This is a genomic window from Halomonas sp. 25-S5, from assembly GCF_029889845.1.
In the GTDB taxonomy this organism is placed as follows: domain Bacteria; phylum Pseudomonadota; class Gammaproteobacteria; order Pseudomonadales; family Halomonadaceae; genus Halomonas.
Window position 1 is genome coordinate 145,518 of the sequence record NZ_JARANV010000001.1, and the last position, 22,903, is coordinate 168,420.

The window sequence follows — 22,903 nt, forward strand, 5'->3', positions numbered from 1 at the left end:
GAACTGGTAGAATCCGGGCTGCCCGGCCATTGCCCGCGACGTGACGCCCCATGTTCAACGCCCGATACTTCCGTACCTTCATCACCCTGGTCGAGACCGGCAGCTTCACGCGCACCGCCCGCCGCCTGGAGATGACCCAGCCCGGGGTCAGCCAGCACGTGCGCAAGCTCGAGGAGTACCTCGGCAAGCCACTGCTGGATCGCCAGGGGCGGCGTTTCGTCCTCACCGAGAGCGGGCGACGCGCCTACGATTACGCGCTCAAGCTGTTCGCCGAACACGAACAGTTCCGACACTCCCTGGACAACGACAGCCTGGACAGCGGCGAGTGCCGCCTCGCCTCGCCGGGCAGTGTCGGCCTGATGCTCTATCCCTTCATTCTTGGCCAGCAGCAGATGCAGCCCGGTCTCACGGTGAGCTACAGCTTCGCCTTCAACAGCGAGATCGTCGCCGACGTGCTGGGTGGTCGTCATGACCTGGGGATCATCACCGAGGCCGTGCGTCATCCCGACCTCGACTGCGAGGCCTGGCACCAGGAGCCGCTCTGCCTGGTGGTGCCGGCGGACTTCGCCGGCAATGGCCTGGTCGACCTGATGGGGATCGGCTTCATCAGCTACTCGGGCGGGGAGGATCATGCCGGTGCTTTGCTGCGGGCCAACTTTCCCGACTTCCGCTCCATGAGCCACTTCCCGCGCCAGGGCTTCACCAACGAGGTGAGCATGGTGCTGGATGCCGTGGCGCGCAGGCTGGGTTTCACCGTGGTCTCACGGGTGGTACTGGAGACCTCGCCCTGGCAGCGCCAGGTCAAGGAGCTCTCCCTGCCCCAGCCGGTCCACGAGTCCCTGCATCTGGTCATGCGCACCGGCGAGCAGATGCCACGGCGCTACGTGCGGCTGCTCGAGGGTTATCGCGAGCAGCGCCATCACGAACGCTTCGGCTTCGGTGAGGGGCCGCAACGCCACGAGGCCTGATGCAGCAGGCCCATCAGTCACGTCTTTCAATCACGATACTCGTCGATGCTCGGGCAGGAGCAGATCAGCTGCCGGTCGCCGAAGACGTTGTCGACCCGGTTGACCGCCGGCCAGTATTTGGCGGCCTTGACCGCCTCGCAGGGGAAGGCACCGAGTTCGCGGGAGTAGGGGCGTTCCCAGGCGTCGTCCCTCAGGTCGGCCATGGTGTGCGGGGCATTGACCAGGGGGTTGTCGTCCGCCGGCCAGTCGCCGCGCTGCACGCAGGCAATCTCCTCGCGGATACGGATCATGGCGTCGCAGAAGCGATCGATCTCGTAACGCGACTCCGATTCGGTGGGCTCGATCATCAGCGTGCCGGGCACCGGGAAGGACATGGTCGGGGCGTGGAAGCCGTAGTCCATCAGGCGCTTGGCGATGTCCTCCTCGCTGATGCCGGACGCGGCCTTGAGCGGGCGGATGTCGATGATGCACTCGTGGGCCACGGTGCCGTTGCGGCCCTTGTAGAGCACCGGGTAGTGGCTCTCGAGCCGCCGGGCGATGTAGTTGGCGTTGAGGATGGCCAGTTCGGTGGCTTCGCGCAGGCCGCGGGCGCCCATCATCTTGATGTAGGCCCAGGAGATCGGCAGGATCGACGCCGAGCCGTAGGGCGCGGCCGAGACCGCACCACAACTCGCCTCGACACCCTCCAGTGGCGTGACCACGTGGTTGGCGACGAAGGGCGCCAGGTGGGCCTTGACCCCGATCGGCCCCATGCCCGGGCCGCCGCCGCCGTGGGGAATGCAGAAGGTCTTGTGCAGGTTGAGGTGGCTGACATCGCCGCCGAAGTCGCCGGGACGCGAGAGGCCCACTTGGGCGTTCATGTTGGCGCCATCCACGTAGACCTGGCCGCCGTGGTCGTGGACGAGCTTGCACACCTCGCGCACACCGGCCTCGAAGACGCCGTGGGTGGAGGGGTAGGTGATCATGATCGCCGAGAGGACATCGGCGTGCTGCTCGGCCTTGGCGCGCAGGTCCTCGAGGTCGATATTGCCGTCGCTGTCGCACTCCACCACCACGACCTTCATCCGCGCCATGGCGGCAGAAGCCGGGTTGGTGCCATGGGCCGAGCTCGGGATCAGGCAGACGTCGCGGTGCCCCTCGCCCTCGGCGGCCTGATAGCGGCGGATCGCCACCAGGCCGGCGTACTCGCCCTGGGCGCCGGAGTTGGGCTGCATGGAGATGTGGTCGTAGCCGGTGATTTCCACCAGGAAGGCGGCCAGCTCGTCGATCATCTGCCGGTAGCCGGCCACCTGGTCGCGGGGCGCGAAGGGATGGATGCGCGCGAATTCCGGCCAGGTGATCGGCATCATCTCGCTGGTGGCGTTGAGCTTCATGGTGCACGAACCCAGCGGGATCATGGCGTGGGCCAGCGACAGATCCTTGTTCTCCAGGCGCTTGAGGTAGCGCAGCATCTCCGTCTCGCTGTGGTAGCGGCGGAAGGTCGGGTGGGTCAGGAAGTCTGACTCGCGCCGGCACGCCGCCGGGATGCCGCTGGTGCCGGCCTCGACCACGCGGTCGTCGAGCTCGCGCACCGAGAGGCCGTGCTCCTCGCCGAGCAGCACGTCGAACAGCACATCCACATCATGGGCAGTGGTGGTCTCGTCGAGGCTCACCCCCACGTTGCCATTGGCGAAGTAGCGCAAGTTGAGGTCGTGGGTCATGGCCCGGCCGTGGAGCTTGCCGGCATCCACGCCGCTCAGGCGCAGGGTGTCGAACCAGCTGTCGTGGGCCAGGGTGACCCCCTTGGCCTTGAGCCCCGCGGCGAGGATCGTGGTCAGGCGGTGAATGCGCCCGGCAATGGTGCGCAGGCCCTCGGCGCCGTGATAGACGGCGTAGAAGCCGGCGATGTTGGCCAGCAGCGCCTGGGCGGTGCAGATGTTGGAGGTCGCCTTCTCGCGGCGGATGTGCTGCTCGCGGGTCTGCATCGCCATGCGCAGCGCGGTGGCGCCGCGGCTGTCCTTGGACACGCCGATGATGCGGCCGGGGATCGAGCGCTTGAGCTTGTCGGTAGTGGCGAAGAAGGCGGCATGCGGGCCGCCATAGCCCATGGGCACGCCGAAGCGCTGCGAGGAGCCCACCACCATGTCGGCGCCGACGGCCCCCGGCTCCTTGAGCAGCACCAGGCCCATGATATCGGCGACCACGCAGGTCATCACGCCGCGCTCGCGGGCGGTCTCGATCAGCGGCGCCAGGTCGCGGACCTGCCCGCTGTCGCCCGGGTACTGCAGCAGGGCACCGAAGACCTCATGCTCGGCGAGTTCCTCGGCCGGGGCCACCACCAGCTCGAAGCCGAACCAGGCGGCGCGGGTGCGCACCACGTCCAGGGTCTGGGGGAAGACGTCCTCGGCGACGAAGAAGGTGTCGCTCTTGGCCTTCTTGTTGGCGCGTTTGCACAGCGCCATGGCCTCGGCGGCGGCGGTGGCCTCGTCGAGCAGCGAGGCGTTGGCCAGCTCCATGCCGGTGAGGTCCATGACCATCTGCTGGAAGTTGAGCAGCCCCTCCAGACGACCCTGGGAGATCTCCGGCTGGTAGGGCGTATAGGCGGTGTACCAGCCGGGGTTCTCCAGCACGTTGCGCTGGATCACCGTCGGCAGGTGGGTGTCGTAGTAGCCCTGGCCGATGTAGCTCTTGACGACCCGGTTCTGGCGGGCCAGGCGCTGCAGGTAGTCCAGGGCCTCGGCCTCGCTCTGCGGCGGATCCAGGTCCAGCTCACGCCCCAGCCGGATGCCGGCGGGCACGGTGGCCTCGATCAGCGTGGGCAGGCTCTCCATGCCGAGGGTGGTGAGCATGCCGTCCACGTCGGCGCCGGCCGGGCCGTTGTGGCGCTGGAGGAAGGCATCGTGAGCGGCCAGATCGGCCAGGCGGCGGTTGTCGAAAGCCATGGAACACCCTGTGTGCGTGACGGGGCCTCGCCCCGGGGATCGTCGAAAGGGGCCGGCCCCGTCAGGGACGAGGCCGGGAGTGGCGCCTCGTTGCGTCAGCAGCCGGCACGATCTGGCCGGTCCCGACGGGGGCGCCAGGGGTGAGGATCACTCCTCGTCGGCGGCGACGGCCTGGTAGGCGTCGGCATCGAGCAGGTCGTCGAGGACGCTGGCGTCCTCGAGGCGCACCTTCATGATCCAGCCATCCTCATAGGGCGACTCGTTGACGGTCTCGGGCGCGTCCTCGAGGGCCTCGTTGACCGCGAGGATCTCGCCGGCCACCGGCGCGTAGAGGTCGGAGGCGGCCTTGACCGACTCGATGACGCCGAACTCGTCGCCCACGGCCAGGGTGCGGCCCACCTCGGGAAGCTCGACGAAGACCACGTCGCCCAGCGCCTCCTGGGCATGGTCGGTGATGCCGATGGTCACGGTGCCGTCGCCATTATCGAGGACCCATTCATGGCTTTTGGCATAGCGCAGGTTGGCGGGGATAGAGCTCATCGTGATTTCCTATACGAAAAAGGTTTTCGGATCCGCGAATGCTAACGCCATTGTCGGCATTTGGCGAGTCCTCCCGGTGGGTCGGTTCGATGCCTTGCGCTCCTCGACCCGTTTACAGGGTGGTCCGCCGGAGCCGGTTCGTCCAGTGCCGGGCCCGGCGTGAGGCCTGCTGCCGGGGTGGGCACTGGGATGCCGCCGGGCCGCACGGCGCATGGCGGGCGGGATCCGGGCCGCGCCCGGGCGTCCGGTGGCGCTAACTGCCATCCCCTTGCTCCCCGGCGCCACCGACAGTAGGCTTGCCGCGTTTCCGATCGGAAACAGGCGGCGTCATGGTGAGCGGTGCCGCCGAGGTGTCTCCCCCCGGTTCATCGGGCTGGTGCATCAGTGGCAGGATCCGCTATCGTGAAGGCGTTCGTCCTGTCGATCTTTCGTCGAAGCCTGGTCCGCCCATGCCATTTCGTCTTTTCCCTAAGAGGAAAGCTTCGTAGTGGATGGCGGGTCACAACAACAAGCGTGAATAAGGGAGACTCTCGTGGAAACTTTGAACAGTATCTTCGGTGCCATCAATGGCGTGGTATGGGGGCCATTGATGCTCATCCTGCTGCTGGGGGTGGGCCTCTACCTGCAGCTCGGCCTGAAGCTGATGCCGATCCGCAAGCTCGGTACCGGCTTCAAGCTGATGTGGCAGGGGCGTGACAAGAAACCCGCGCCGGGCAAGAAGCCCGAGAAGCATGAGGACGGCGAGATCTCGCCCTTCAATGCCCTGATGACGGCGTTGTCCGCCACCATCGGCACCGGCAACATCGCCGGCGTGGCCACCGCCATCGCCCTGGGTGGCCCGGGGGCGGTGTTCTGGATGTGGATCACGGCCCTGGTGGGCATGGCCACGAAGTTCGCCGAGGCGGTGCTGGCGGTGCGCTACCGCGAAACCGACAGCACCGGTTACCATGTCGGCGGCCCGATGTTCTACATCAAGAACGGCCTGGGCAAGAAGTGGTTGTGGCTGGGCGGCGCCTTCGCCTTCTTCGGCGCCGTGGCGGCCTTCGGCATCGGCAACACCGTGCAGTCGAACTCCGTGGCGGACGCCCTGGATAGCACCTTCGGCCTGCCGCACTGGATCACCGGGGTGGTGATCATGGTGTTCGCCGGCATGGTGATCCTCGGCGGCATCAAGCGTATCGCCAAGGTGGCGGGCAAGCTGGTGCCGGTCATGGGGATCCTCTACGTGCTGGCCGGCCTGGTCGTGCTGATCATCAACGCCGACCAGATCGGCGGGGCCTTCGGCATGATCTTCACCTATGCCTTCAACCCCCATGCGGCCGTGGGCGGCTTCGCCGGCGCGGCGGTGATGGCGGCGATCCGCTTCGGTGTGGCGCGCGGCATCTTCTCTAACGAGGCGGGCCTGGGTAGTGCGCCCATCGCCCACGCCGCGGCCCAGACCAAGAACCCGGTCCGCCAGGGCCTGATCGCCATGCTGGGCACCTTCATCGACACCATCATCGTCTGCTCCATCACCGCGCTGGTCATCCTGACCGCGGGGGTCTGGGAGACGGGGGAGGCCGGGGCGTCGCTGACCGCGCTCTCCTTCGATGCTGCCCTGCCGGGCATGGGCAACCAGATCGTGTCGCTGGCGCTGGCGGTATTCGCCTTCACCACCATCCTGGGCTGGTCCTTCTACGGCGAGAAGTGCTTCCAGTTCCTGTTCGGCACCCGCTCGATCATGCTCTACCGGGTGCTGTTCGTGCTGGCGATCCCGCTGGGTGCCATGGCCCAGCTGGGCTTCATCTGGCTGATGGCCGACACCTTCAACGCCATGATGGCCATCCCCAACCTGATCGCCCTGGCGCTGCTGTCGCCGGTGGTCTTCAAGCTGGCCCGTGACTACTTCGACGGCAAGGAGATCCTGCCGGGCGAAGAGCTGGACCACGACAAATCCTGAGGGTGCGTCACGCGGGAGAGGTGCCCAGAGGGGCACCTCTCTTGCGTTGGCCCCCAAGCCATGAGTGATGATGACATGAGTGAACTCAAGCACACCCCCCTGCACGCCCTGCACGTCGAGCTGGGGGGCAAGATGGTGCCCTTCGCCGGCTACGACATGCCGGTGCAGTACCCGCTGGGGGTCAAGCGCGAGCACGAGCATACCCGCCGTGCCTGCGGGCTCTTCGATGTCTCCCACATGGGGCAGATCCTGCTGCGCGGCCCACGGCCCGCCGAGGCGCTGGAGAGCCTGGTGCCGGCGGACATCGTCGGGCTGGCCGAGGGCATGCAGCGCTATGCACTGTTCACCGCCGAGGAGGGTGGCATCCTGGACGACCTGATGGTGGTCAATGCCGGCGACCACCTCTACCTGGTGGTCAACGCCGCCTGTCGGGAACAGGATATCGCCCACCTGCGCCGCGGCCTGCCCGACCACGAGGTGGAGGTGGTCGACCGGGGCCTGCTGGCGCTGCAGGGGCCGGCAGTGGCCTCAGTGATGCAGCGCCTGTGCCCCGAGGCCTGCGAGATGGTCTTCATGCAGCATGGTTACTTCACCATCGGCGGCATCGAGGTCTGGGCCAGCCGCAGCGGTTACACTGGCGAGGACGGTTTCGAGATCTCGGTGGCCGCCGAGGAGACCGAGGCCCTGGCGCGTCTGCTGCTGGCGGAAGAGGAGGTCGAGGCGATCGGGCTGGGGGCCCGTGACTCGCTGCGCCTCGAGGCGGGCCTGTGCCTCTATGGCCACGATATCGATACCGGAACGACGCCGGTGGAAGCGGGGCTGATCTGGGCCATCGGCAAGCCGCGCCGTCGTGGCGGCGAGCGTGCCGGCGGCTTCCCCGGGGCCGACCTGATCCTGCACCAGGTGGCGGAGAAGGACCATCGCCGCAAGCGGGTGGGCCTGCTCGGCGAGGGCCGCGCCCCGGTGCGCGAGGGGGCCGAGCTCTACGATGCCGAGGACACCCGGCTGGGCCACGTGACCTCCGGCGGCTTCGGTCCCAGCGTCGGCCAGCCGGTGGCGATGGGCTACGTGGCCATCGAAGCCAGCGAGGTCGGCACCACGGTGTATGCCGAGGTGCGCGGCAAGCGCCTGCCGATGACGGTGACCAGGATGCCCTTCGTCACTCCCGGCTACCATCGGGGGTGATGCGTAATCGCCAATTTATACCGTTATCTTACCGAGTGTGCATCAGCGTCCGTCCCGATCCGGGGTGGCCGTTTCGGCATATAAGGCAAGAAGGGCAAGAAGGGCAAGAAGGGCAGCAGCGTGTCAGGCAGGAGGCGACGCCGTCGGGTTCACCAGGCGGAAGGTCAGGCTGATGCGCAGCCCGGGCAGCCGGCGTGGCAGCAGGGCATGCTGCAGCCTATCCTGCACGCCGACTCCCATCAGCAGCAGGCTGTCATGGGGCAGCCAGACATTGAAGGCCTGATGGGAACGGTCCTTCCAGCGGAAGCGCAGCGGCCGCTCGGCTCCCAGGCTCACCGCGGCGATCAACGGCGCCGGGCCAAGCTCGGGCTCGTCGTCGCTATGCCAGCCCATGCGCTCCTCGCCGCCGGCATAGCGATTGAGCAGCACGCTGTTGAAGCGTGCCGAGAAGCCGGCACCGGCCAGGCGACGGATCACGGCCGCATGGAGGGTCGAGACCGCGGGATGCCAGGGCTCGGGCAGGAAGTCCCGGCCCGAGTAGCGATAGCGGGCGTCGGGGTTGCCCATCCACAGCTGACGGCGCGGGATCGGGTGCTCACGCCCGTAGAGGCGCAGGGTCGGTCGCTGCCACGCCAGCGCCTGGTCGAGCTGCGTCAGCAGCCGGGTCGCGGCGGACTCGCCGAGCAGGCCGGGGAACAGGGTCAGGGCAGGCGAGTCGAGCAGGCGCTCGCCCGGCAGGGCGGGTGTCGGGAGCATGGCGTCAGGATGCCATCCCGACCAGGTGGCGGCCAGTGACACCCTGTCAGCCGGCCAGATGCAGGGTCAGCCGGCCAGATGCAGGGTCAGCCGGCCAGATAGAGGCTGGCCAGGGCAAAGCCCAGCCCGAGCAGGGCGCCGGCCGCCACATCGCTGATGTAGTGCAGTCCCAGGCCCACCCGCGACACGCCGATCAGCAGCGCGATCGGGACCAGCCCGGGCAGCAGCCAGGGGGCATGGGCGGCGGTCAGGGTGCAGAACAGCACCGCATGCATGGTATGGCCGCTGGGAAAGCTGTAGCGGTCCCGGGCGGGCTCGTTGCAGCGGATGATGCCGCGGAAGGTGATGAAGGGGCGCTCGCGACACAGGCGGGTCTTGAGGAGCCGATAGAGGCCGATGGCCACCAGGGCCGTGACGGTGTACTGGGCCACCCGCTGGCCGCTGCCGGCGGGATGGAGCAGCGGCTGGGCGAGGATCAGCGCGACCCACAGCGGCCAGTCTCCCAGCTTGCTGGCCAGCCGCAGCAGGGCCAGCCAGGGCGGGTGGACGCTGAAGCCGGCCAGGCGCCGGCAGAGCTGCCACTCGATGAGGTCGAGACGTTCAAACACGGCAGGGCGCTGCGGCTTCATCATCGATCTCCATCGGCTGGGTGAGGGTGGAGAGGAAGGTGTCGGCAATCGCCGGCCAGCGGTACGCCAGGGCGCGCTTCCTGGCCGCCCGCCCCAGGCGGGCATAGCGGGCCGGCTGCTGACAGAGGGTGGCGGCGGCCTCCCGGAAGCCGGCCTCGTCGCCCACCGGCAGGCTGATGCCATTGACGTCGTCCTCGATCAGCTCGGCGCCCGCGGCATGGCGAAAGGCCACCACCGCCAGGCCGCTGGCCATGGCCTCGAGGACCACGTTGCCCCAGGTCTCGGAGATCGAGGGGAAGACGAAGAGGTCGGCACTGGCGAAGTGGCGCTGAAGGCTATCGCGGTCGATGAAGCCGGTGAAGTGGGCCTGGGGGAGGGCACGTTCCAGCCCGGCGCGCCCCGGCCCATCGCCGACGACCACCAGGCTGATCTCCGGGCGGGCGGCGAGCATCGCCGTGAAGGTGTCACGCAGCAGGTCGAGGTTCTTCTCCGCGGCCAGGCGCCCCACGTGCAGCGCCACTGGTCGATGGGCGTCGCTGCCCCAGGCTTCGCGCAGGGCCGGGTCACGATGGGTCGGCGAGAAACGCTCGCCGTCGATGCCGCGCGCCATGACCCGCACGTTGACGAGGCCGCGGCCGGAAAGCCCCTCGGCCTGGGCACGGGTCGGCACCAGCGTGGCCGCCGTGCGGTTGTGGAAGCGGCGCAGACGACGCAGCACCAGCGGCGCCAGCCAGGGCAGCCCGTAGTCGCGGCAGTAGTGGTCGAAGTTGGTATGCCAGCCGCTGACCACCGGAATACCCAGCCGCTCGGCGGCGCGTAGCGCCGACCAGCCCAGCGGTCCCTGGGTGGCCAGGTAGACGGCCGTCGGGCGCTGTTGTCGCCACAGGCGCTGGATGGCCGCCGTGGCCGGCAGGCCGATGCGCACCTGGCGATAGCCGGGCAGGCCCAGCCCGCGCACCCGGAGCTCGGCCTCCATCCCCTCGGCCCGCGGCGCGGACCCGTTTGCCGGCCGGGGCCGGACCAGCTGAAGGGCCACGCCACGCCGGCGCAGTTCCATGCTGAGTTGGCCCAGGGTATGGGCGACGCCGTTGATGTCGGGGGACCAGGTTTCACTGACCAGGCAGATGCGCATGGGGCTCCTCGTGCGGTGGCAGGCCCGGAGGGGGCTGACACCGTATAGGATGCCGGCTGGCCATGACAGCCGCGCGTCACGGCGATGAAGAAGGCATGACGGCAGACCGGCCGTCCGGTGCCGGGCAGCGTCGCCTCCGTCAGCGCAGCACCCGGGCCGGGTCGATGGGCTTGCCACCATGGCGCATGTCGAAGAGCAGCCGCGGGCTGCCATCCTGCTGGCCGACCTCGCACACCGGGGTCCCGCGGGTGACCGCGTCGCCACTGGCCACCAGTGGCCGCTCGCAGAGGGCATAAACGCTCTGCAGGTTGTCGGCATGGTGAACGATCACCACCTGGCCGAGCTGTCGCATGCTGTCGGCGAAGCGCACCTCGCCGTCGGCCACGGCATGGGCCCGGCTTCCACGGCGAGTGGCCAGCAGCATGGGCTGCAGGGTGCCGCGCTTGTCGGTGCCGAAGGCACGCTCGATCTGGTACTCCTCCAGCGGCCAGGGCCAGCGACGCGCGGCGGCGGGCAGGTCCCCCGGGTCCGGCAGGCGCTTGCTCGCCGGTCGAGCGGCCTGGCGCTTGCCGGACGCCTTGCTGCCGGTGCTGCCGGTGCTGCCTGCGGTCGTGCCCGCGGATGCCGCCTGCCGACCTCCCAATGGCACCTGGATCAGCTGCCCGACCCTCAGGCTGGTGGGCGCAATGTCAGGGTTCGCCGCCTGGATACGGTCGGCGCGGCCGCCGAAGCGCCGGGCGATGGCGCTGTAGGTGTCCCCTGGGCGCACCCGGTAGCGGTAGGGGCCACCGGAGGGGGCCCGCTCATCGCGACCGGGGACCAGCAGGCGCTGGCCCACGGCCAGGCGCCGGGCATCGACGCCGGGGTTGAAGCGCTCCAGGCGTACCAGGGGCACCTCGGCGCGGCGGGCGATCTCGCCCAGGGTGTCGCCGCGCTGGATGGTGATCCACTCGCCGGCGATCTCCTCGCCCGGGCGGCCTTCGCCCCCGCGCCCGGCGCAGCCGACCAGCAACAGCACCAGGCAAACCAGCAGCAGGGTCAGCGCGGTGAGTCGAGACGGCGATCCTTGTCCTGCCACAGGGCGTTGAGCCATGACTGGAAGCGTTCCTTGTAGTCTGTGTCGTCGTAATAGCCACCTTCGAGCATCCAGGCCGGGACTTCCAGGCACCGGGCCTCCAGCCGCACCCGTCCCTCGCGGCCGCAGAGGAAGCCCCAGAAGCTGGGATCGGGATTCTCGTAGTGCAGGGTGACATCCAGGATGCCGCCGAGGCGCTCGCCGAGCAGGCTCACCACCTGGGCGATGCCGCCGGCGCGCGGCCTCAGCAGATGGCGGTAGGGGGCGTCCTGGGCGGCCTGCTTGGCGGGGGTGAAACGGGTGCCCTCGACGAAGTTGTAGATGGCGATGGGGCGCTCCCGGGCGTGGCGGCACATGCGTTCGGTGGCCTCGCGGTCGCGGCGCGCCAGTTGCGGGTTGCGCTCGCGCTGCTCGCGGGTCAGGCGGCGCAGCATGGGGAACTCCATGGCCCAGAAGGCCAGGCCGACGATGGGGATCCAGATCAGCTGGCGCTTGACGAAGAAGTGGGGCATGGGAATGCGCCGGTGCAGGGCGAAGAACAGCAGGAAGATGTCGGTCCAGCTGCGATGGTTCGAGAGCACCAGCCACCACTGGTCGCGGGAGAGCCCGTCGGGCAGGCGGAGCTCCAGCGGCGGGCGCAGCCAGCGGCGCATCCACCAGAGGTTGCTGCCCACCCAGTTCAGCGCCACGGCGTTGAGGGCCATCAGGACGCGCCGGCGCAGCCGCCGCCCCGGGGTTACCAGCTTGACCAGGGTGAGCAGGATCAGCGGGACCCCCCAGGCGAGGGTGGTGAGAGTCAGCAGCAGGATGCTGACGAGCCCCCTGAGGGTCGGCATGCCTGTCTCCTCGGCCGGATTCATGAGTTGACCATGCTAATGGATCGGCTGCGGGCTGCCCAGCTGTTGGGTCAATGTCCTGCTGCGAGATAAGGCGTGCGAATGGTCTCGGCCAGCACCTGCTGCAGCGCCAGGGCGGCCACCGAGAGCTCGTGGCTGTTCCAGGTCAGCACCCCGACGTCGCGCTCGATGACCGGATCCTCCAGCGGCAGGCACACCGCCCCGAGCTCCTGCATCTGGTCGATGCACAGCGAGGGCACGGCGCTGACGCCCAGGCCACTGGCGACCATGCGCCCCACGGTGGCCAGCTGGTGGCACTCGAAGGCGGCGGGCAGGGTGAGGCCGCGGCTCTCCAGCTGCTGTTCCAGCAGCCGGCGCACCATCGAGGGGCGCTGCAGGGCGATGAAGTCGCGGGTCATCAGCGTCGGCCAGCCGAGGCGCGGACGCTCGGCCAGGCGCGATTCGCCCGGCACCACGGCAACGAAGCGGTCGCGGAACAGGGGCGTGAAGGTGAGGCTTCCGGTGGCCTCCGGCTCGAACACCAGCCCCAGCTCCACCTGGCGAGCGCGCACCATCTCGATCACCTGCTCGTTGATCACATCATGGACCGTGACGTTGACCCGCGGATGGCGCTGGCGGAAGACGCGCAGGGCCGGGGGCAGCAGGTTGCTGGCAAACGACGGCATGGTGGCCACCGCCAGACGGCCGAGCTGCAGGGTGAAGCGCTGGCGCAGCAGCTCCTCGGTGTTGTCCCATTCGGCGATCAGGCGCTTGGCCAGGGGCACCAGCGACTCGCCCTCCGGGGTCAGCCGGACGCTGCGGGTACTGCGAATCAGCAGGCGGCCGCCCAGGCTCTCCTCGAGCCCCTTGATCGCCAGGCTCAGGGCCGGTTGGGAGAGGTGCAGGTGTTCGCAGGCCTGGGTGAAGCTCAGGGTCCGGGCCACGGCGAGGAAGGCGCGCAGTTGCTTGACGGTCATGGCATGCTACCAAGGTCAAATTTATCAGCAAAACAAATCAATCAATAAATAAAACAAACTTAACAAATATATTGGCAGGGACAACACTAGGCTGACATTCTGCCCATTCACCCTTGGACTTTTCATTCCACAACAACGCGAGGCGCCACTATGGCCGGATTCGACAAGCGTGTGTACTCCTACGAAGAGGCAATGGACGGCATCGAGAGCGGCATGACCGTGATCGCCGGCGGTTTCGGTCTCTGCGGCATTCCCGAGAACCTGATCGCCGAGATCAAGCGTCGCGGCGTCAAGGGCCTGACGGTATGGTCCAACAACTGCGGGGTCGACGGCTTCGGCCTGGGCGTGCTGCTGGAGGACAAGCAGATCAGCCGCATCCATGCCTCCTACGTCGGCGAGAATGCGCTCTTCGAGAAGCAGATGCTCAACGACGAGATCGAGGTGGTGCTCACGCCCCAGGGCACCCTGGCGGAGAAGATGCGCGCTGGCGGCGCTGGTATCCCGGCCTTCTATACTGCCACCGGCTACGGCACGCCGATCGGCGAGGGCAAGGAGGTACGCGAGTTCAACGGCCGCCACTATATCCTCGAGGAGTCGGTGGTGGGTGACTTCGCCATCGTCAAGGGCTGGAAGGCCGACCGCTACGGCAACGTCGTCTATCGCGACACCGCCCAGAACTTCAACCCCATGGCGGCCACCGCGGGCAAGATCACCGTGGTCGAGGTCGAGGAGATCGTCGAGCCCGGCGAGCTCAAGCCCGACCAGATCCACACCCCGGGCATCTATGTCGACCGCATCATCCAGGGCTCCTTCGAGAAGCGCATCGAGAAGCGCACCGTGCGCGAGGGCTGACCCCCTCCGACGCTTCCCCACGACCGCTTCTCCACCGAACACATGAGGCAACAAGATGGCACTGACTCGCGAACAGATGGCAATGCGCGTGGCGCGCGAACTCGAGGACGGCTTCTACGTCAACCTGGGTATCGGCATCCCGACGCTGGTGGCCAACTATATCCCCGACGGCATTGACGTGATGCTGCAGTCCGAGAACGGCCTGCTGGGCATGGGGCGCTTCCCCACCGAGGAGGAGATCGACCCGGACATGATCAACGCCGGCAAGCAGACCGTCACGGCGCGCCCGGGGGCGGCGATCTTCTCGTCGGCCGAATCCTTCGCGATGATCCGCGGCGGCCACGTGGACCTGACCGTGCTGGGCGCCTTCGAGGTCGACCAGAACGGCAACATCGCCTCCTGGATGATCCCCGGCAAGCTGATCAAGGGCATGGGCGGCGCCATGGACCTGGTGGCCGGTGCCGAGAACATCATCTGCACCATGACCCATGCCTCCAAGCATGGCGAGTCCAAGCTGCTCGAGTCCTGCAACCTGCCGCTGACCGGCGCCGGCTGCATCAACCGGGTGCTCACCGACCTGGCCTACCTGGAGATCAAGGACGGCGCCTTCCACCTCAAGGAGCGCGCCCCGGGCGTCTCCGTGGAGGAGATCGAGTCGCTGACCGCCGGCAAGCTGGTGGTGCCCGACCACGTCCCGGAGATGACCTTCGAGGCCTGATCTCCCCGGTGATGGCAAGGCCTGCGGCCCGGACCCTGGTCCGGGCCGCGCTCGTTCGGGGGATCCGCGAAGGGCTGTCGAAAAACTGACCATTCCGCGCCAGGCCCCCAGGCATCCCGCCCGGGAGCACTTCCACGGGGATGATGCACAGCGTTATCCACAGATTCTGTGGATGACCGGGATCAGGAGAGCTCGCAGCGGGTGTGGTGGGGCAGCAGCAGCTCGGCGGCACGCTCCTGGTTGGCGCTGACCTGCTTCTGGACGAGGGCGAGCCCGCCGAGGCCGACGCGATGCTCGTCGCCCTCGGCGAAGGCCAGGCGCCGCGAGCTGGTGGCATAGAAGCGGTAGTCGAGCAGTGGCGAAATGGGGAAGAGGCCGTGGTGGCGGTCACTGCTGCCGGTGAGGCCGGCCTGGCGCAGTTGGCCGTCGAGCTCGACGATGTCGTGACCCAGGCGCTGGCAGTCGAAGCCGGCGTGATGCAGCCGTGGCCCCATCACCGAGAGCCAGCCGGCCAGCGGATGGGCCAGGTGCAGGGCCTGGTAGGTGCCCCAGTCGGGCATCGGCCAGGGGCGGCCATGGCAGAGCAGCGCCTGGCCGCGGGCCTCGCGGGGATCGGCGTTGCCGACCAGCTGCTGGAGACGTTCGCGGGGCTGGCGCGACAGGGTGCCGAGCTGGAGCTCGGCGAGCAGTACCCAGGCGCCGTCGTCCGGTGCGGTGAACAGGGTGGCAAGCAGGCCGCGATCGGCCATGGCGTAGCGCTGATGCGGACGATAGCCGTAGCGCACCAGGGTCGGCAGGAGGGCCTCCATGGCCCAGGGCCCATGGTTCAGCGTCAGGATCGCCAGGTATTCCGCCGGCGCCTCCATGGGCCAGAGCCGCAGTCCGCCCACGTCCGGATGCTGGTGGATATAGTCCAGCCACAACTGCTGGACGAACTCTTCCCGTTGCATCGTGCCTTGTCCCTTTGTCGTGATGCCCTGTACGCGCCTGCACGCCGCCAGTATAGGCAGCGGGTCCCGAGCGGCATTCAACGCGGGAAAGACGTTCGTCATGGCAGGATCAACGTGGGTCGAGGCTGGCGAGGGTGCCCTCGCTCTGACGGCGCACCAGCAACTGGGCCTGGCCGGCCACAGGGGAGTCGAGCCCCTTCCGGCGGGCAGCGCTCAAGGAGATGGCATTGTCGATGGCCTGGCGGCTCAGCCGGAGACGCTCAGCAGAGCCTGGTCACGCACGTAGCGATCGAACTCGGTGAAGCCGCCGACATGGCTCTGGTCGACGAAGATCTGCGGCACGGTATGCACCGGCTTGCCGATGGTCTTCTCCAAGTCGGCCTTGGTGATGCCTTCGGCATGCATATCGACATAGCGGTGACCCGCGATGGCGCCGGCACTCTCGAGCCGGGCGGCGAGGGCCTTGGCATGGTCGCAGAAGGGACAGGCGGGGCGACCGAAGATGACGACGAACATGCAGCGACTCCTTGCACGGCAGGGTGCGTGAAGAGGGATCCGGGGAAGAACGGCCCGAAGTGTGACGGAATAGGCGACGATTCGCCAATAGTCGCTCCCTTGTGCGCCGATGGCGCCCCTCTATCGCACGCCCCCCTATCACACGCCCCCTATCGCACGCCCTTCAGAGGTCGACCTCCCCGGCGTCGGCCTGGCGCAGCAGGTCGCCGAGTGCGGCATGGAGGCCGGGACTGGTCACCAGCAGGTTCTCGCTGTAGAGGTCCTCGGGGATTCCCGCCGGCCCGGGATAGAGGTGGCCGGTGCGGGCACCCGCCTCCCGGGCGATCAGCCAGCCGGCGGCGCAATCCCAGGGGGAGACGCTCTCGTAGTAGGCATCCAGTCGGCCGCAGGCCACGTCGCACAGGTCCAGGGCCGCCGAGCCGTTGCGACGCACGTCCTGGCAGTGGGCCAGCACGGCGGTGAGGCGACGCATCAGCGGCGGCCGGCTGTCGCGGCGGTAGGGGAAGCCGGTGCCCACCAGGGCGTGGGCCAGATCAGTGGTGCGGCTGGCATGGATCGCCTGGCCGTTGCACCAGGCCCCCTGACCGTCAAGCGCGGTGAAGGTCTCGCCCAGGAAGGGGGCATGTACCACGCCCAGGCGGGTGCGGCCCTCGCTGGCCCAGGCGATGGACACCGCCACATGGCGCAGACCATGGGCGAAGTTGACCGTGCCGTCGATGGGATCCACCACCCATAGCGCCCGGGGGCTGGCCAGTACCTCGCGATCCGGGGCCAGTTCCTCGCTGAGGCGCGCCTCCTCGGCGAAGTGCTGCTCGAGACGCTCGCCGATACGCGTGTCCACCTCGACGTCGGTATCGGTGACCAGCTCGTGGCCATGCTTGTAGCGATGGCCGAAGACCTGGCGCTCACGGGCCTCGACGATCATCCGGCCGGCCTCGTGGGCGATGTCGACGGCGATCTCGAGTCGCTGGGCGGGGCTCATGGCGGCTCCTCGGCAGGTAAAGTCGGCCCCCCATGCTAGCAGCTTGCCATTGCCCTGCCGAATGCCGGGTGGGAGGACAATAGTGCGGTGGCTATACTGGCGCCCCCGCCGCCCTGGAGGACACCATGCAGGCACTGACTGCCGACCAGTATGCCCGGCTGCGCCAGCTGGCCGAGGCCTGGAACCGCTGCCACCTGAAGGCCGCCAAGCACGAGCCCCGCTTCAACCCGCGGCTGGGCGTGGATGCCCTGTGCTTCCAGCCCCATTCGCTCGAGGATGGTCGCCGCGGCCTGCTCGGGGCCCTGGTCACGCCCGTTTCGCTTTCGCTGGCCCTGGTCCTCGACGAACCAGCCGCTCCGCCGGTGACGGGGCACCTGGAACTGGTCCTGCCCTACGGGTGCTACCCCTTCGTGCTCGAATCCCTGGGCGAGGCGGACCGGTGGTGGCGCTGCGAGCTGCTCGACGACCTTTCCGACCTCGGCTCCCTGCAGGAGGGCAGCCGTCTCGCCCAGCAGTTGATGGAGCGGGTCATGACCCCGCCCGCGCCGAACTCCTGAGCGGATGACGCGCTGCGTCATCCGCCTTATGCTGGTGGCGGAGATCGACAATGCCACACCGGGCCCGAGAGGGGCCTGCCCGGCGCCCCGGCCCGGTTCACAGGACAGAGGAGTCATGCATGACCGCCAACGCTTCCATTCCCCGCATCGCCCTGGTCACCGGTACCAGCAGCGGCATCGGCGAGGCCGTGGTTCGCCATTTCTGCGAGCAGGGCCACCAGGTGCTGGCCGTGGATTTCAACCCGGCAGGCAAGGAGGTCGCCGAGCAGGCGGGTGCCACCTTCTTCCAGGCCGACCTCACCGACGGCGAGGCCTGCAAGGCGGCGGTGGCCGAGGCGGTCAAGCGCTTCGGACGTGTCGACATCCTGGTCAACAACGCTGGCATTCAACATGTCTCGCCCATCGAGGAGTTCCCGGAGGACAAGTGGCGCCAGATCATCGACCTGATGCTCACCGCTCCTTTCCTGCTCACCCAGGCCGCCTGGCCCTCCATGCGCGAGAACGGCTGGGGGCGCATCGTCAATATCGCCTCGGTCCATGCCCAGGTGGCCTCGCCGGGCAAGTCGGCCTACATCAGCGCCAAGCACGGCATGATTGGCCTGACCAAGACCGCGGCGCTGGAGGGCGGCAGCCAGGGCATCACCGCCAATGCCATCTGTCCCGCCTACGTCAAGACCCCGCTGGTCGACAACCAGATCGCCGACCAGGCGAGGATGCACGGCATGGAGGAGCAGGAGGTGATCGAGCAGATCATGCTCAAGAATGCGGCCATCAAGCGCCTCATCGAGCCCGCCGAGGTGGCCGAGCTGGTCGGCTACCTGACCTCCGACCTCGCCGGTGCCGTCACCGGCGCCAGCTGGAACATCGACCTGGGTTGGACGGCGCAATGACCCGGCTTCGCCGGGAGCGTTAAGCTGGAAGAGCGCCGCTTCGCGGCTGGAAGCTTGAAGAAAAAAGCGTGACCAGGATGCTGGAAGCGACATGCTGATATCCAGCTTCCAGCTTCCAGCTTCCAGCTTCCAGCTTCCAGCTTCCAGCTTCCAGCTTATCGTCTCACCGGCCGCTTCTGAAGCTTGCGCTGCAGGGTGCGTCGGTGCATCCCCAGGGCGCGTGCGGTGGCGGAGATGTTGCCGTCGTGCTCCTGCAGCACCTTCTGGATGTGCTCCCAGGTGATGCGGTTGACCGACGGCGGATTGTCGGCCACCTCGGTTTCCGGGTCGCCCGCCGCCCGCGACAGGGCCGCCAGCACCTCGTCGGCATCCGCCGGCTTGCAGAGGTAGTTCACCGCGCCCAGCTTGATCGCCTCCACCGCGGTGGCGATGCTCGAGTAGCCGGTCAGCACCACCGCCCGGCACTCGGGCACGATCTCCAGCAGTTCCGGCAGCAGCTTCAGCCCCGACTCGTGTTCCAGCTTGAGGTCCAGGGTGGCCAGCTGGGGCTGGTGGCGGCGTGCCAGGGAGAGGGCCTGGGCTGCGTCATGGGCCACCAGCACCTCGAAGCCGCGGCGGCTCAGGGCGCGGTCGAGCACGTGGCAGAACATCTCGTCGTCATCGATGATCAGCAGGCGTTCGGCGGTCTCTTGCATGTTGTCCTCGCAGGGGGGCACGGCATCCCGCAGCCGTCGGGTGTCAGGGTTCGGGTTGGCTGCGCGGCAGGGTCACCTCGGTCAGGGTGCCGCCCTCGGGATGATTGTACAGGCTCACGCCGCCCCCGAAGCGGTTGATGGTGGCGTGGGTCAGGAAGAGGCCGATGCCCAGTCCCTTGCTCTTGGTGGAGACGAAGGTCTCGCCCAGCTGGTCGGCGATCGACATCGCCACGCCCGGGCCGTGGTCGCGGATGTCGATGATCATCTCGTCGCTGTTCCAGTCGAGCCGGATGGTGATGTCGTCCGGGTTGGCATCGGCGGCGTTGTTAAGCAGGTTGGTCAGTGCCTGGTCGAGAGTGGTATCCACCGCCAGCCAGGGATGGCCGCGCCGCTCGGCGACCTCCAGGTGGTGGCTGACATCGGGACGCAGCACCAGCCAGCGCTGTACTACGCCGGCCAGCCAGACTTGGGCGTCGTGGACCTCGGGTTCGGCCATGCGTCGGCGGTCGGCGCTCTCCACCAGGTGGCGCAGCCGCGACTTGCAGGTACCGACCTGCTGGCGCAGCAGCTCGATGTCCCGGAGCAAGGCCGGCTGGTCCCGGGCGTCCTCGCACATCTCGCTGAGCAGCACCGCCATGGTGGAGAGCGGCGTGCCCAGCTCGTGGGCGGTCCCCGCCGCCTGGGTGGCCACGGCCAGCACCTGCTCGTTGCGCAGGGCGGCCTCGCGGGTGCGCGAGAGCGCCTGGTCGCGACTGCGCAGGGCGCGGGCCATCTTGTAGATGAAGAAGCTGACCAGTCCTGCCGAGAGTCCGAAGTTGAGCCACATGCCCAGCACGTGAAGGCTAAGGGTCGCCCCGCCGTGGACCTGGGCGAATTGCGGTACCGGCTGATAGGCCACCATCAGGAAGCTGTAGGCCGCCATGGAGGCGGCGGCGATCACCCAGGCGTGCCGCCAGGGGAGGGTCGCCGCGGCGATGGTGACCGGCACCAGGTAGTAGTTGATGAAGGGGTTGTGGGAGCCGCCGGTGAAGTAGAACAGCAGCGTCAGGCCCGTCACGTCGGTCAGCAGGTGGACCAGGTACTCGCCGTGGGTCACCGCCCGCGGGCGGCCCAACCGCCACCAGGTGGCGATGTTGATCGCCCCCATGGCGATGATCACCGCGATCACCGCGGGCACCTGCAGGGAGAAGCCCAGCAGCTCGATACCGATGATGATCGCGGCCAGGAAGCCGGTCCAGGTGATGCCACGCACGATGGTCAGCCGCACCAGGTTGCGGTTGGGCGTGGAAAGCGGCAGGGGCAGGGCGGCTGGCATGGTGGCTCCGTGGGATGCGTCGACCCGATGATACCCGATCCGGGGGACGCTATGCCCGAGCGTGCCGCTTCGAGGTCTGAGACGCGTTAGGCGTCACAACTCCTGGCCGAGCACCACCTTGCAGATGTCGGCGAAGCTTCTCGCCTCGGGCATCCCGCCCGGGCCATAACCGAGGACACGGCCGATGTCCGCCGCCGAGATCACCCCGCGGATGCGGACTCCCTGACTGGAGGTCGGCTCGGTCACCAGCAGGTGCTGCTCACCGAAACTCTTCAGCGACTGCACCAGGTCACCGAGGGTCATCGAAGCCAGCGTTTCCAGGGTCAGGGTCGGGGTCTTGTCCAGCGGCGTCTGGATCATGCCGGCGGTGACGTCGGCCCGGACCACGCCGTGTTGCTGCATGGCCAGCGTGATTCGGCGTCCACCGATCACCTCGCGGGCGGGAAGCACGCCACTGCAGCGTCCCTGGTCGTCCACCACCAGCAGCAGGCGGACACCGCCACTGACCATCTTCTGGTGGGCCTCGTCGACGGGCCGGGCAGCGCTGACGGACTGGGGGGAGGTGCGAGCGAAGTCGGTGAGCACCGTCAGGGCCGGGCTTGTCTCGCTCAGGATCAGTGTCTCGGGCGTGGCGATGGTCGGACGTGAATGCAGCGCGACAGGCTGGACCGGCGCGGGGGAAAGGGTCGTCATGGGGAATGCCTCCTGGTGGTTTCAAGGTGGCCGCCTCTGGCGGCCTCGCTGCCTCCTACCCTTCTCGGTATTTCTTACCGGAAGCTTAAGGCGCCCGCGCGAACCGGGGTGGCCTTCCCACCGACAGTGGCAGAGAACACCCCAGCGAAGGCCCGGCAGTGCTCCCGGCGCTGCCGGGCCAGGGGCTCAGCCCGCGGCAGTGAAACTCCCGGCATTCAGCCACAGGTGGACGGCGATGCTGGCCGCATACCCCAGGGCGATCACCGGCGCCCAGCGCAGGTGGGCGGCAAAGGTGTAGATGCCTCGCGCCTGGCCCATCAGCGCCACCCCGGCGGCGGAGCCGACCGAGAGCAGGCTGCCGCCGACGCCTGCGGTCAGGGTGATCAGCAGCCAGTTGCCGATCGACATGTCCGGTTCCATCGAGAGCACGGCGAACATCACGGGGATGTTGTCGACCACCGCCGAGATCACTCCCAGCACGATGTTGGCCCAGGCCGGGTCCCAGCCACTGTAGAGCGTCTGGGACAGCAGGCTGAGGTAGCCCATGAAGCCCAGCCCACCGACACACATCACCACCCCGTAGAAGAACAGCAGGGTGTCCCATTCGGAGCGGGCGATGCGGGTGAAGACGTCGAAGGGCACCACGCTGCCGAGCTGTTCGAGTTTCTTCCAGTCGCCACGACGGGCATAGCGGGTGCGCTTGCGCTCCAGTGACATCGGCAGGCTGCGGCGCAGGTAGTAGCCGAAGAACTGCAGCAGGCCGAGGCCGGTCATCATGCCCAGTACCGGTGGCAGCTGCAGCAGGGCGTGACAGGCCACGGCGCTGGCCACGGTGAACAGGAACAGCGCGATGATCCGCCGGGCGCCGCGCTTGAGCCAGACATCTTCCTCCAGCGAGCTGGGCTGCCGGTTCTTGATGAAGGCGCTCATGATCAGCGCCGGCAGCAGGTAGTTGACCAGCGCGGGGACCAGCAGAGCGAAGAACTCGTCGAACCCCACCCTGCCGGCTTGCCAGACCATCAGGGTGGTGATGTCGCCAAAGGGGCTGAAGGTGCCGCCGGCATTGGCGGCGATGACGATGTTGATGCAGCACAGGCCGATGAAGCGCTTGTCGCCCTCGGCGACCTTGAGCACCACGGCGCACATCAGCATCGCCGTGGTCAGGTTATTGGCGACGGCCGAGATGCAGAACGCCAGGCCGCCGGTGAGCCAGAACAGCTGGCGGTAGCTGAAGCCCTTGCGCACCATCCAGGCTCGCAGGGCGTCAAACACTCGCCGTTCTTCCATGGCGTTGATGTAGGTCATCGCCACCAGCAGGAAAAGCAGCAGTTCGCTGTATTCCAGCAGGGTCTCCCGGAAGGCCGCCTCGGCCTCGTTGGGCAGCCCTGCCTGTACGTAGACCCAGCCGATCAGTGTCCAGATGAGGCCCGCGGCGATCAGTACCGGCTTGGACTTGCGCATATGCAGCTGCTCCTCGGCCATCACCAGGGCATAGGCGAGGAGGAACAGGGCCACGGCACTGAATCCGTAGAGGGACCCGGTGAGGGAAAGTGGCCCGGAGGTGGCCTGGGCCAGAGGGCTGGCCAACAGGGTCAGCAGGGCAAGCACGAACAGCCCAGGCATCCGGATGCAGCGTCCGGGCCTGTGGTGTGGGCGATATAGCGTCGTCATGTGAGCGGAGGTTCCCGGGGAGCAGGATGAGCAGGAGCGAGAATGATAGGGGGCTAACTGTTGCTTCGCAACAGGCGGCAGGCCGTCGCCGCCCCTGTCGGCGTCA

22 protein-coding genes are annotated in these 22,903 nt (G+C 68.0%); 7 read left to right on the forward strand and 15 right to left on the reverse strand.

The window, feature by feature from the left end; all coding sequences use genetic code 11:
* Positions 1 to 50: 50 nt before the first annotated feature.
* Complete coding sequence (locus tag OP498_RS00655; RefSeq protein ID WP_280545947.1) at positions 51 to 968, forward strand: LysR family transcriptional regulator; 918 nt, start codon at positions 51 to 53, stop codon at positions 966 to 968.
* A 26-nt stretch (positions 969 to 994) separates the two neighbouring features.
* On the opposite strand, the gene gcvP is transcribed toward OP498_RS00655, so the two are convergent.
* Together gcvP and gcvH are read right to left on the reverse strand one after the other, a co-directional pair.
* On the reverse strand, positions 995 to 3,889 hold the full coding sequence (gcvP, locus tag OP498_RS00660; protein ID WP_280545946.1) for an aminomethyl-transferring glycine dehydrogenase: 2,895 nt from the start codon (positions 3,887 to 3,889) through the stop codon (positions 995 to 997).
* A 147-nt stretch (positions 3,890 to 4,036) separates the two neighbouring features.
* Positions 4,037 to 4,429 (reverse strand): glycine cleavage system protein GcvH, encoded by a 393-nt coding sequence (gene gcvH / locus OP498_RS00665; protein ID WP_280545944.1) that lies wholly within the window; start codon positions 4,427 to 4,429, stop codon positions 4,037 to 4,039.
* Positions 4,430 to 4,961: 532 nt separating this feature from the next.
* Between gcvH and OP498_RS00670 the strand changes: the two genes are divergently transcribed.
* Positions 4,962 to 6,368: a sodium:alanine symporter family protein gene (locus OP498_RS00670; protein ID WP_280545943.1), complete on the forward strand. Its 1,407-nt coding sequence runs from the start codon at positions 4,962 to 4,964 to the stop codon at positions 6,366 to 6,368.
* Positions 6,369 to 6,443: 75 nt separating this feature from the next.
* A complete protein-coding gene (gene gcvT, locus OP498_RS00675; RefSeq protein ID WP_280545942.1) occupies positions 6,444 to 7,553 on the forward strand; it encodes a glycine cleavage system aminomethyltransferase GcvT in 1,110 nt (369 codons plus the stop codon).
* 123 nt (positions 7,554 to 7,676) lie between these two features.
* Here gcvT and OP498_RS00680 read toward each other — a convergent pair whose 3' ends face one another.
* The 6 genes from OP498_RS00680 to OP498_RS00705 form a co-directional block, all read right to left on the reverse strand.
* Positions 7,677 to 8,309, reverse strand: a complete 633-nt coding sequence (locus OP498_RS00680; protein WP_280545941.1) for an alpha-ketoglutarate-dependent dioxygenase AlkB — start codon at positions 8,307 to 8,309, stop codon at positions 7,677 to 7,679.
* An 86-nt stretch (positions 8,310 to 8,395) separates the two neighbouring features.
* Positions 8,396 to 8,938 (reverse strand): phosphatase PAP2 family protein, encoded by a 543-nt coding sequence (locus OP498_RS00685; protein WP_280545939.1) that lies wholly within the window; start codon positions 8,936 to 8,938, stop codon positions 8,396 to 8,398.
* Entirely contained in the window at positions 8,910 to 10,070 is a 1,161-nt protein-coding gene (locus tag OP498_RS00690; protein ID WP_280545937.1) for a glycosyltransferase family 1 protein, read from the reverse strand. Before OP498_RS00690 ends, OP498_RS00685 begins: the two co-directional genes overlap by 29 nt.
* 139 nt (positions 10,071 to 10,209) lie before the next feature.
* On the reverse strand, positions 10,210 to 11,163 hold the full coding sequence (locus tag OP498_RS00695; protein ID WP_280545936.1) for a LysM peptidoglycan-binding domain-containing protein: 954 nt from the start codon (positions 11,161 to 11,163) through the stop codon (positions 10,210 to 10,212).
* Complete coding sequence (locus tag OP498_RS00700; protein ID WP_280545935.1) at positions 11,109 to 11,981, reverse strand: acyltransferase; 873 nt, start codon at positions 11,979 to 11,981, stop codon at positions 11,109 to 11,111. The genes OP498_RS00695 and OP498_RS00700 overlap by 55 nt, the downstream gene beginning before the upstream one ends.
* Positions 11,982 to 12,052: 71 nt before the next feature.
* Entirely contained in the window at positions 12,053 to 12,958 is a 906-nt protein-coding gene (locus tag OP498_RS00705) for a LysR family transcriptional regulator (RefSeq protein WP_280545933.1), read from the reverse strand.
* A gap of 150 nt (positions 12,959 to 13,108) precedes the next feature.
* On the opposite strand from OP498_RS00705, the gene OP498_RS00710 reads away from it, so the two are divergent.
* Positions 13,109 to 13,810, forward strand: coding sequence for a CoA transferase subunit A (locus OP498_RS00710; RefSeq protein WP_280545932.1), 702 nt, complete (start codon positions 13,109 to 13,111; stop codon positions 13,808 to 13,810).
* 55 nt (positions 13,811 to 13,865) lie between these two features.
* The gene (locus tag OP498_RS00715; protein WP_280545931.1) at positions 13,866 to 14,528 is read left to right on the forward strand and encodes a CoA transferase subunit B; all 663 of its coding nucleotides are present in this window, start codon (positions 13,866 to 13,868) and stop codon (positions 14,526 to 14,528) included.
* Positions 14,529 to 14,710: 182 nt separating this feature from the next.
* Here OP498_RS00715 and OP498_RS00720 read toward each other — a convergent pair whose 3' ends face one another.
* From OP498_RS00720 to OP498_RS00730, 3 genes are all read right to left on the reverse strand, one after another.
* On the reverse strand, positions 14,711 to 15,478 hold the full coding sequence (locus tag OP498_RS00720) for a DUF1338 domain-containing protein (RefSeq protein ID WP_280545930.1): 768 nt from the start codon (positions 15,476 to 15,478) through the stop codon (positions 14,711 to 14,713).
* A gap of 246 nt (positions 15,479 to 15,724) precedes the next feature.
* Positions 15,725 to 15,994: a GrxA family glutaredoxin gene (locus OP498_RS00725; RefSeq protein ID WP_280545929.1), complete on the reverse strand. Its 270-nt coding sequence runs from the start codon at positions 15,992 to 15,994 to the stop codon at positions 15,725 to 15,727.
* 163 nt (positions 15,995 to 16,157) lie between these two features.
* Positions 16,158 to 16,976: an inositol monophosphatase family protein gene (locus OP498_RS00730; RefSeq protein WP_280545927.1), complete on the reverse strand. Its 819-nt coding sequence runs from the start codon at positions 16,974 to 16,976 to the stop codon at positions 16,158 to 16,160.
* 125 nt (positions 16,977 to 17,101) lie between these two features.
* On the opposite strand from OP498_RS00730, the gene hybE reads away from it, so the two are divergent.
* Complete coding sequence (hybE, locus tag OP498_RS00735) at positions 17,102 to 17,533, forward strand: [NiFe]-hydrogenase assembly chaperone HybE (protein WP_280545926.1); 432 nt, start codon at positions 17,102 to 17,104, stop codon at positions 17,531 to 17,533.
* 119 nt (positions 17,534 to 17,652) lie between these two features.
* On the forward strand, positions 17,653 to 18,423 hold the full coding sequence (locus OP498_RS00740) for a 3-hydroxybutyrate dehydrogenase (RefSeq protein WP_280545925.1): 771 nt from the start codon (positions 17,653 to 17,655) through the stop codon (positions 18,421 to 18,423).
* 155 nt (positions 18,424 to 18,578) lie between these two features.
* Here OP498_RS00740 and OP498_RS00745 read toward each other — a convergent pair whose 3' ends face one another.
* The 4 genes from OP498_RS00745 to nhaD all read right to left on the reverse strand — a co-directional run bounded on the left by OP498_RS00745 (position 18,579) and on the right by nhaD (position 22,749).
* The gene (locus OP498_RS00745; RefSeq protein ID WP_280545924.1) at positions 18,579 to 19,118 is read right to left on the reverse strand and encodes a response regulator transcription factor; all 540 of its coding nucleotides are present in this window, start codon (positions 19,116 to 19,118) and stop codon (positions 18,579 to 18,581) included.
* Positions 19,119 to 19,161: 43 nt separating this feature from the next.
* On the reverse strand, positions 19,162 to 20,433 hold the full coding sequence (locus tag OP498_RS00750) for an ATP-binding protein (RefSeq protein WP_280545923.1): 1,272 nt from the start codon (positions 20,431 to 20,433) through the stop codon (positions 19,162 to 19,164).
* Between the two features lie 93 nt (positions 20,434 to 20,526).
* Entirely contained in the window at positions 20,527 to 21,126 is a 600-nt protein-coding gene (locus OP498_RS00755; RefSeq protein ID WP_280545922.1) for a CBS domain-containing protein, read from the reverse strand.
* Between the two features lie 186 nt (positions 21,127 to 21,312).
* Positions 21,313 to 22,749 carry a sodium:proton antiporter NhaD gene (gene nhaD, locus OP498_RS00760; RefSeq protein ID WP_280545921.1) on the reverse strand — a complete coding sequence of 479 codons (1,437 nt, stop codon included), beginning with the start codon at positions 22,747 to 22,749 and terminating at the stop codon, positions 21,313 to 21,315.
* Positions 22,750 to 22,903 lie beyond the last annotated feature (154 nt).

What these genes read in the sequence shown, in the direction of transcription:
- OP498_RS00655 (WP_280545947.1), top strand. Translation starts at nt 51, where the DNA reads ATGTTCAACGCCCGATACTTCCGTACCTTCATCACCCTGGTCGAGACC.
- gcvP (WP_280545946.1), bottom strand. Translation starts at nt 3,889, where the DNA reads ATGGCTTTCGACAACCGCCGCCTGGCCGATCTGGCCGCTCACGATGCC.
- gcvH (WP_280545944.1), bottom strand. Translation starts at nt 4,429, where the DNA reads ATGAGCTCTATCCCCGCCAACCTGCGCTATGCCAAAAGCCATGAATGG.
- gcvT (WP_280545942.1), top strand. Translation starts at nt 6,444, where the DNA reads ATGAGTGAACTCAAGCACACCCCCCTGCACGCCCTGCACGTCGAGCTG.
- OP498_RS00680 (WP_280545941.1), bottom strand. Translation starts at nt 8,309, where the DNA reads ATGCTCCCGACACCCGCCCTGCCGGGCGAGCGCCTGCTCGACTCGCCT.
- OP498_RS00685 (WP_280545939.1), bottom strand. Translation starts at nt 8,938, where the DNA reads ATGAAGCCGCAGCGCCCTGCCGTGTTTGAACGTCTCGACCTCATCGAG.
- OP498_RS00690 (WP_280545937.1), bottom strand. Translation starts at nt 10,070, where the DNA reads ATGCGCATCTGCCTGGTCAGTGAAACCTGGTCCCCCGACATCAACGGC.
- OP498_RS00695 (WP_280545936.1), bottom strand. Translation starts at nt 11,163, where the DNA reads ATGGCTCAACGCCCTGTGGCAGGACAAGGATCGCCGTCTCGACTCACC.
- OP498_RS00700 (WP_280545935.1), bottom strand. Translation starts at nt 11,981, where the DNA reads ATGCCGACCCTCAGGGGGCTCGTCAGCATCCTGCTGCTGACTCTCACC.
- OP498_RS00705 (WP_280545933.1), bottom strand. Translation starts at nt 12,958, where the DNA reads ATGACCGTCAAGCAACTGCGCGCCTTCCTCGCCGTGGCCCGGACCCTG.
- OP498_RS00710 (WP_280545932.1), top strand. Translation starts at nt 13,109, where the DNA reads ATGGCCGGATTCGACAAGCGTGTGTACTCCTACGAAGAGGCAATGGAC.
- OP498_RS00715 (WP_280545931.1), top strand. Translation starts at nt 13,866, where the DNA reads ATGGCACTGACTCGCGAACAGATGGCAATGCGCGTGGCGCGCGAACTC.
- OP498_RS00720 (WP_280545930.1), bottom strand. Translation starts at nt 15,478, where the DNA reads ATGCAACGGGAAGAGTTCGTCCAGCAGTTGTGGCTGGACTATATCCAC.
- OP498_RS00725 (WP_280545929.1), bottom strand. Translation starts at nt 15,994, where the DNA reads ATGTTCGTCGTCATCTTCGGTCGCCCCGCCTGTCCCTTCTGCGACCAT.
- OP498_RS00730 (WP_280545927.1), bottom strand. Translation starts at nt 16,976, where the DNA reads ATGAGCCCCGCCCAGCGACTCGAGATCGCCGTCGACATCGCCCACGAG.
- hybE (WP_280545926.1), top strand. Translation starts at nt 17,102, where the DNA reads ATGCAGGCACTGACTGCCGACCAGTATGCCCGGCTGCGCCAGCTGGCC.
- OP498_RS00740 (WP_280545925.1), top strand. Translation starts at nt 17,653, where the DNA reads ATGACCGCCAACGCTTCCATTCCCCGCATCGCCCTGGTCACCGGTACC.
- OP498_RS00745 (WP_280545924.1), bottom strand. Translation starts at nt 19,118, where the DNA reads ATGCAAGAGACCGCCGAACGCCTGCTGATCATCGATGACGACGAGATG.
- OP498_RS00750 (WP_280545923.1), bottom strand. Translation starts at nt 20,433, where the DNA reads ATGCCAGCCGCCCTGCCCCTGCCGCTTTCCACGCCCAACCGCAACCTG.
- OP498_RS00755 (WP_280545922.1), bottom strand. Translation starts at nt 21,126, where the DNA reads ATGACGACCCTTTCCCCCGCGCCGGTCCAGCCTGTCGCGCTGCATTCA.
- nhaD (WP_280545921.1), bottom strand. Translation starts at nt 22,749, where the DNA reads ATGCCTGGGCTGTTCGTGCTTGCCCTGCTGACCCTGTTGGCCAGCCCT.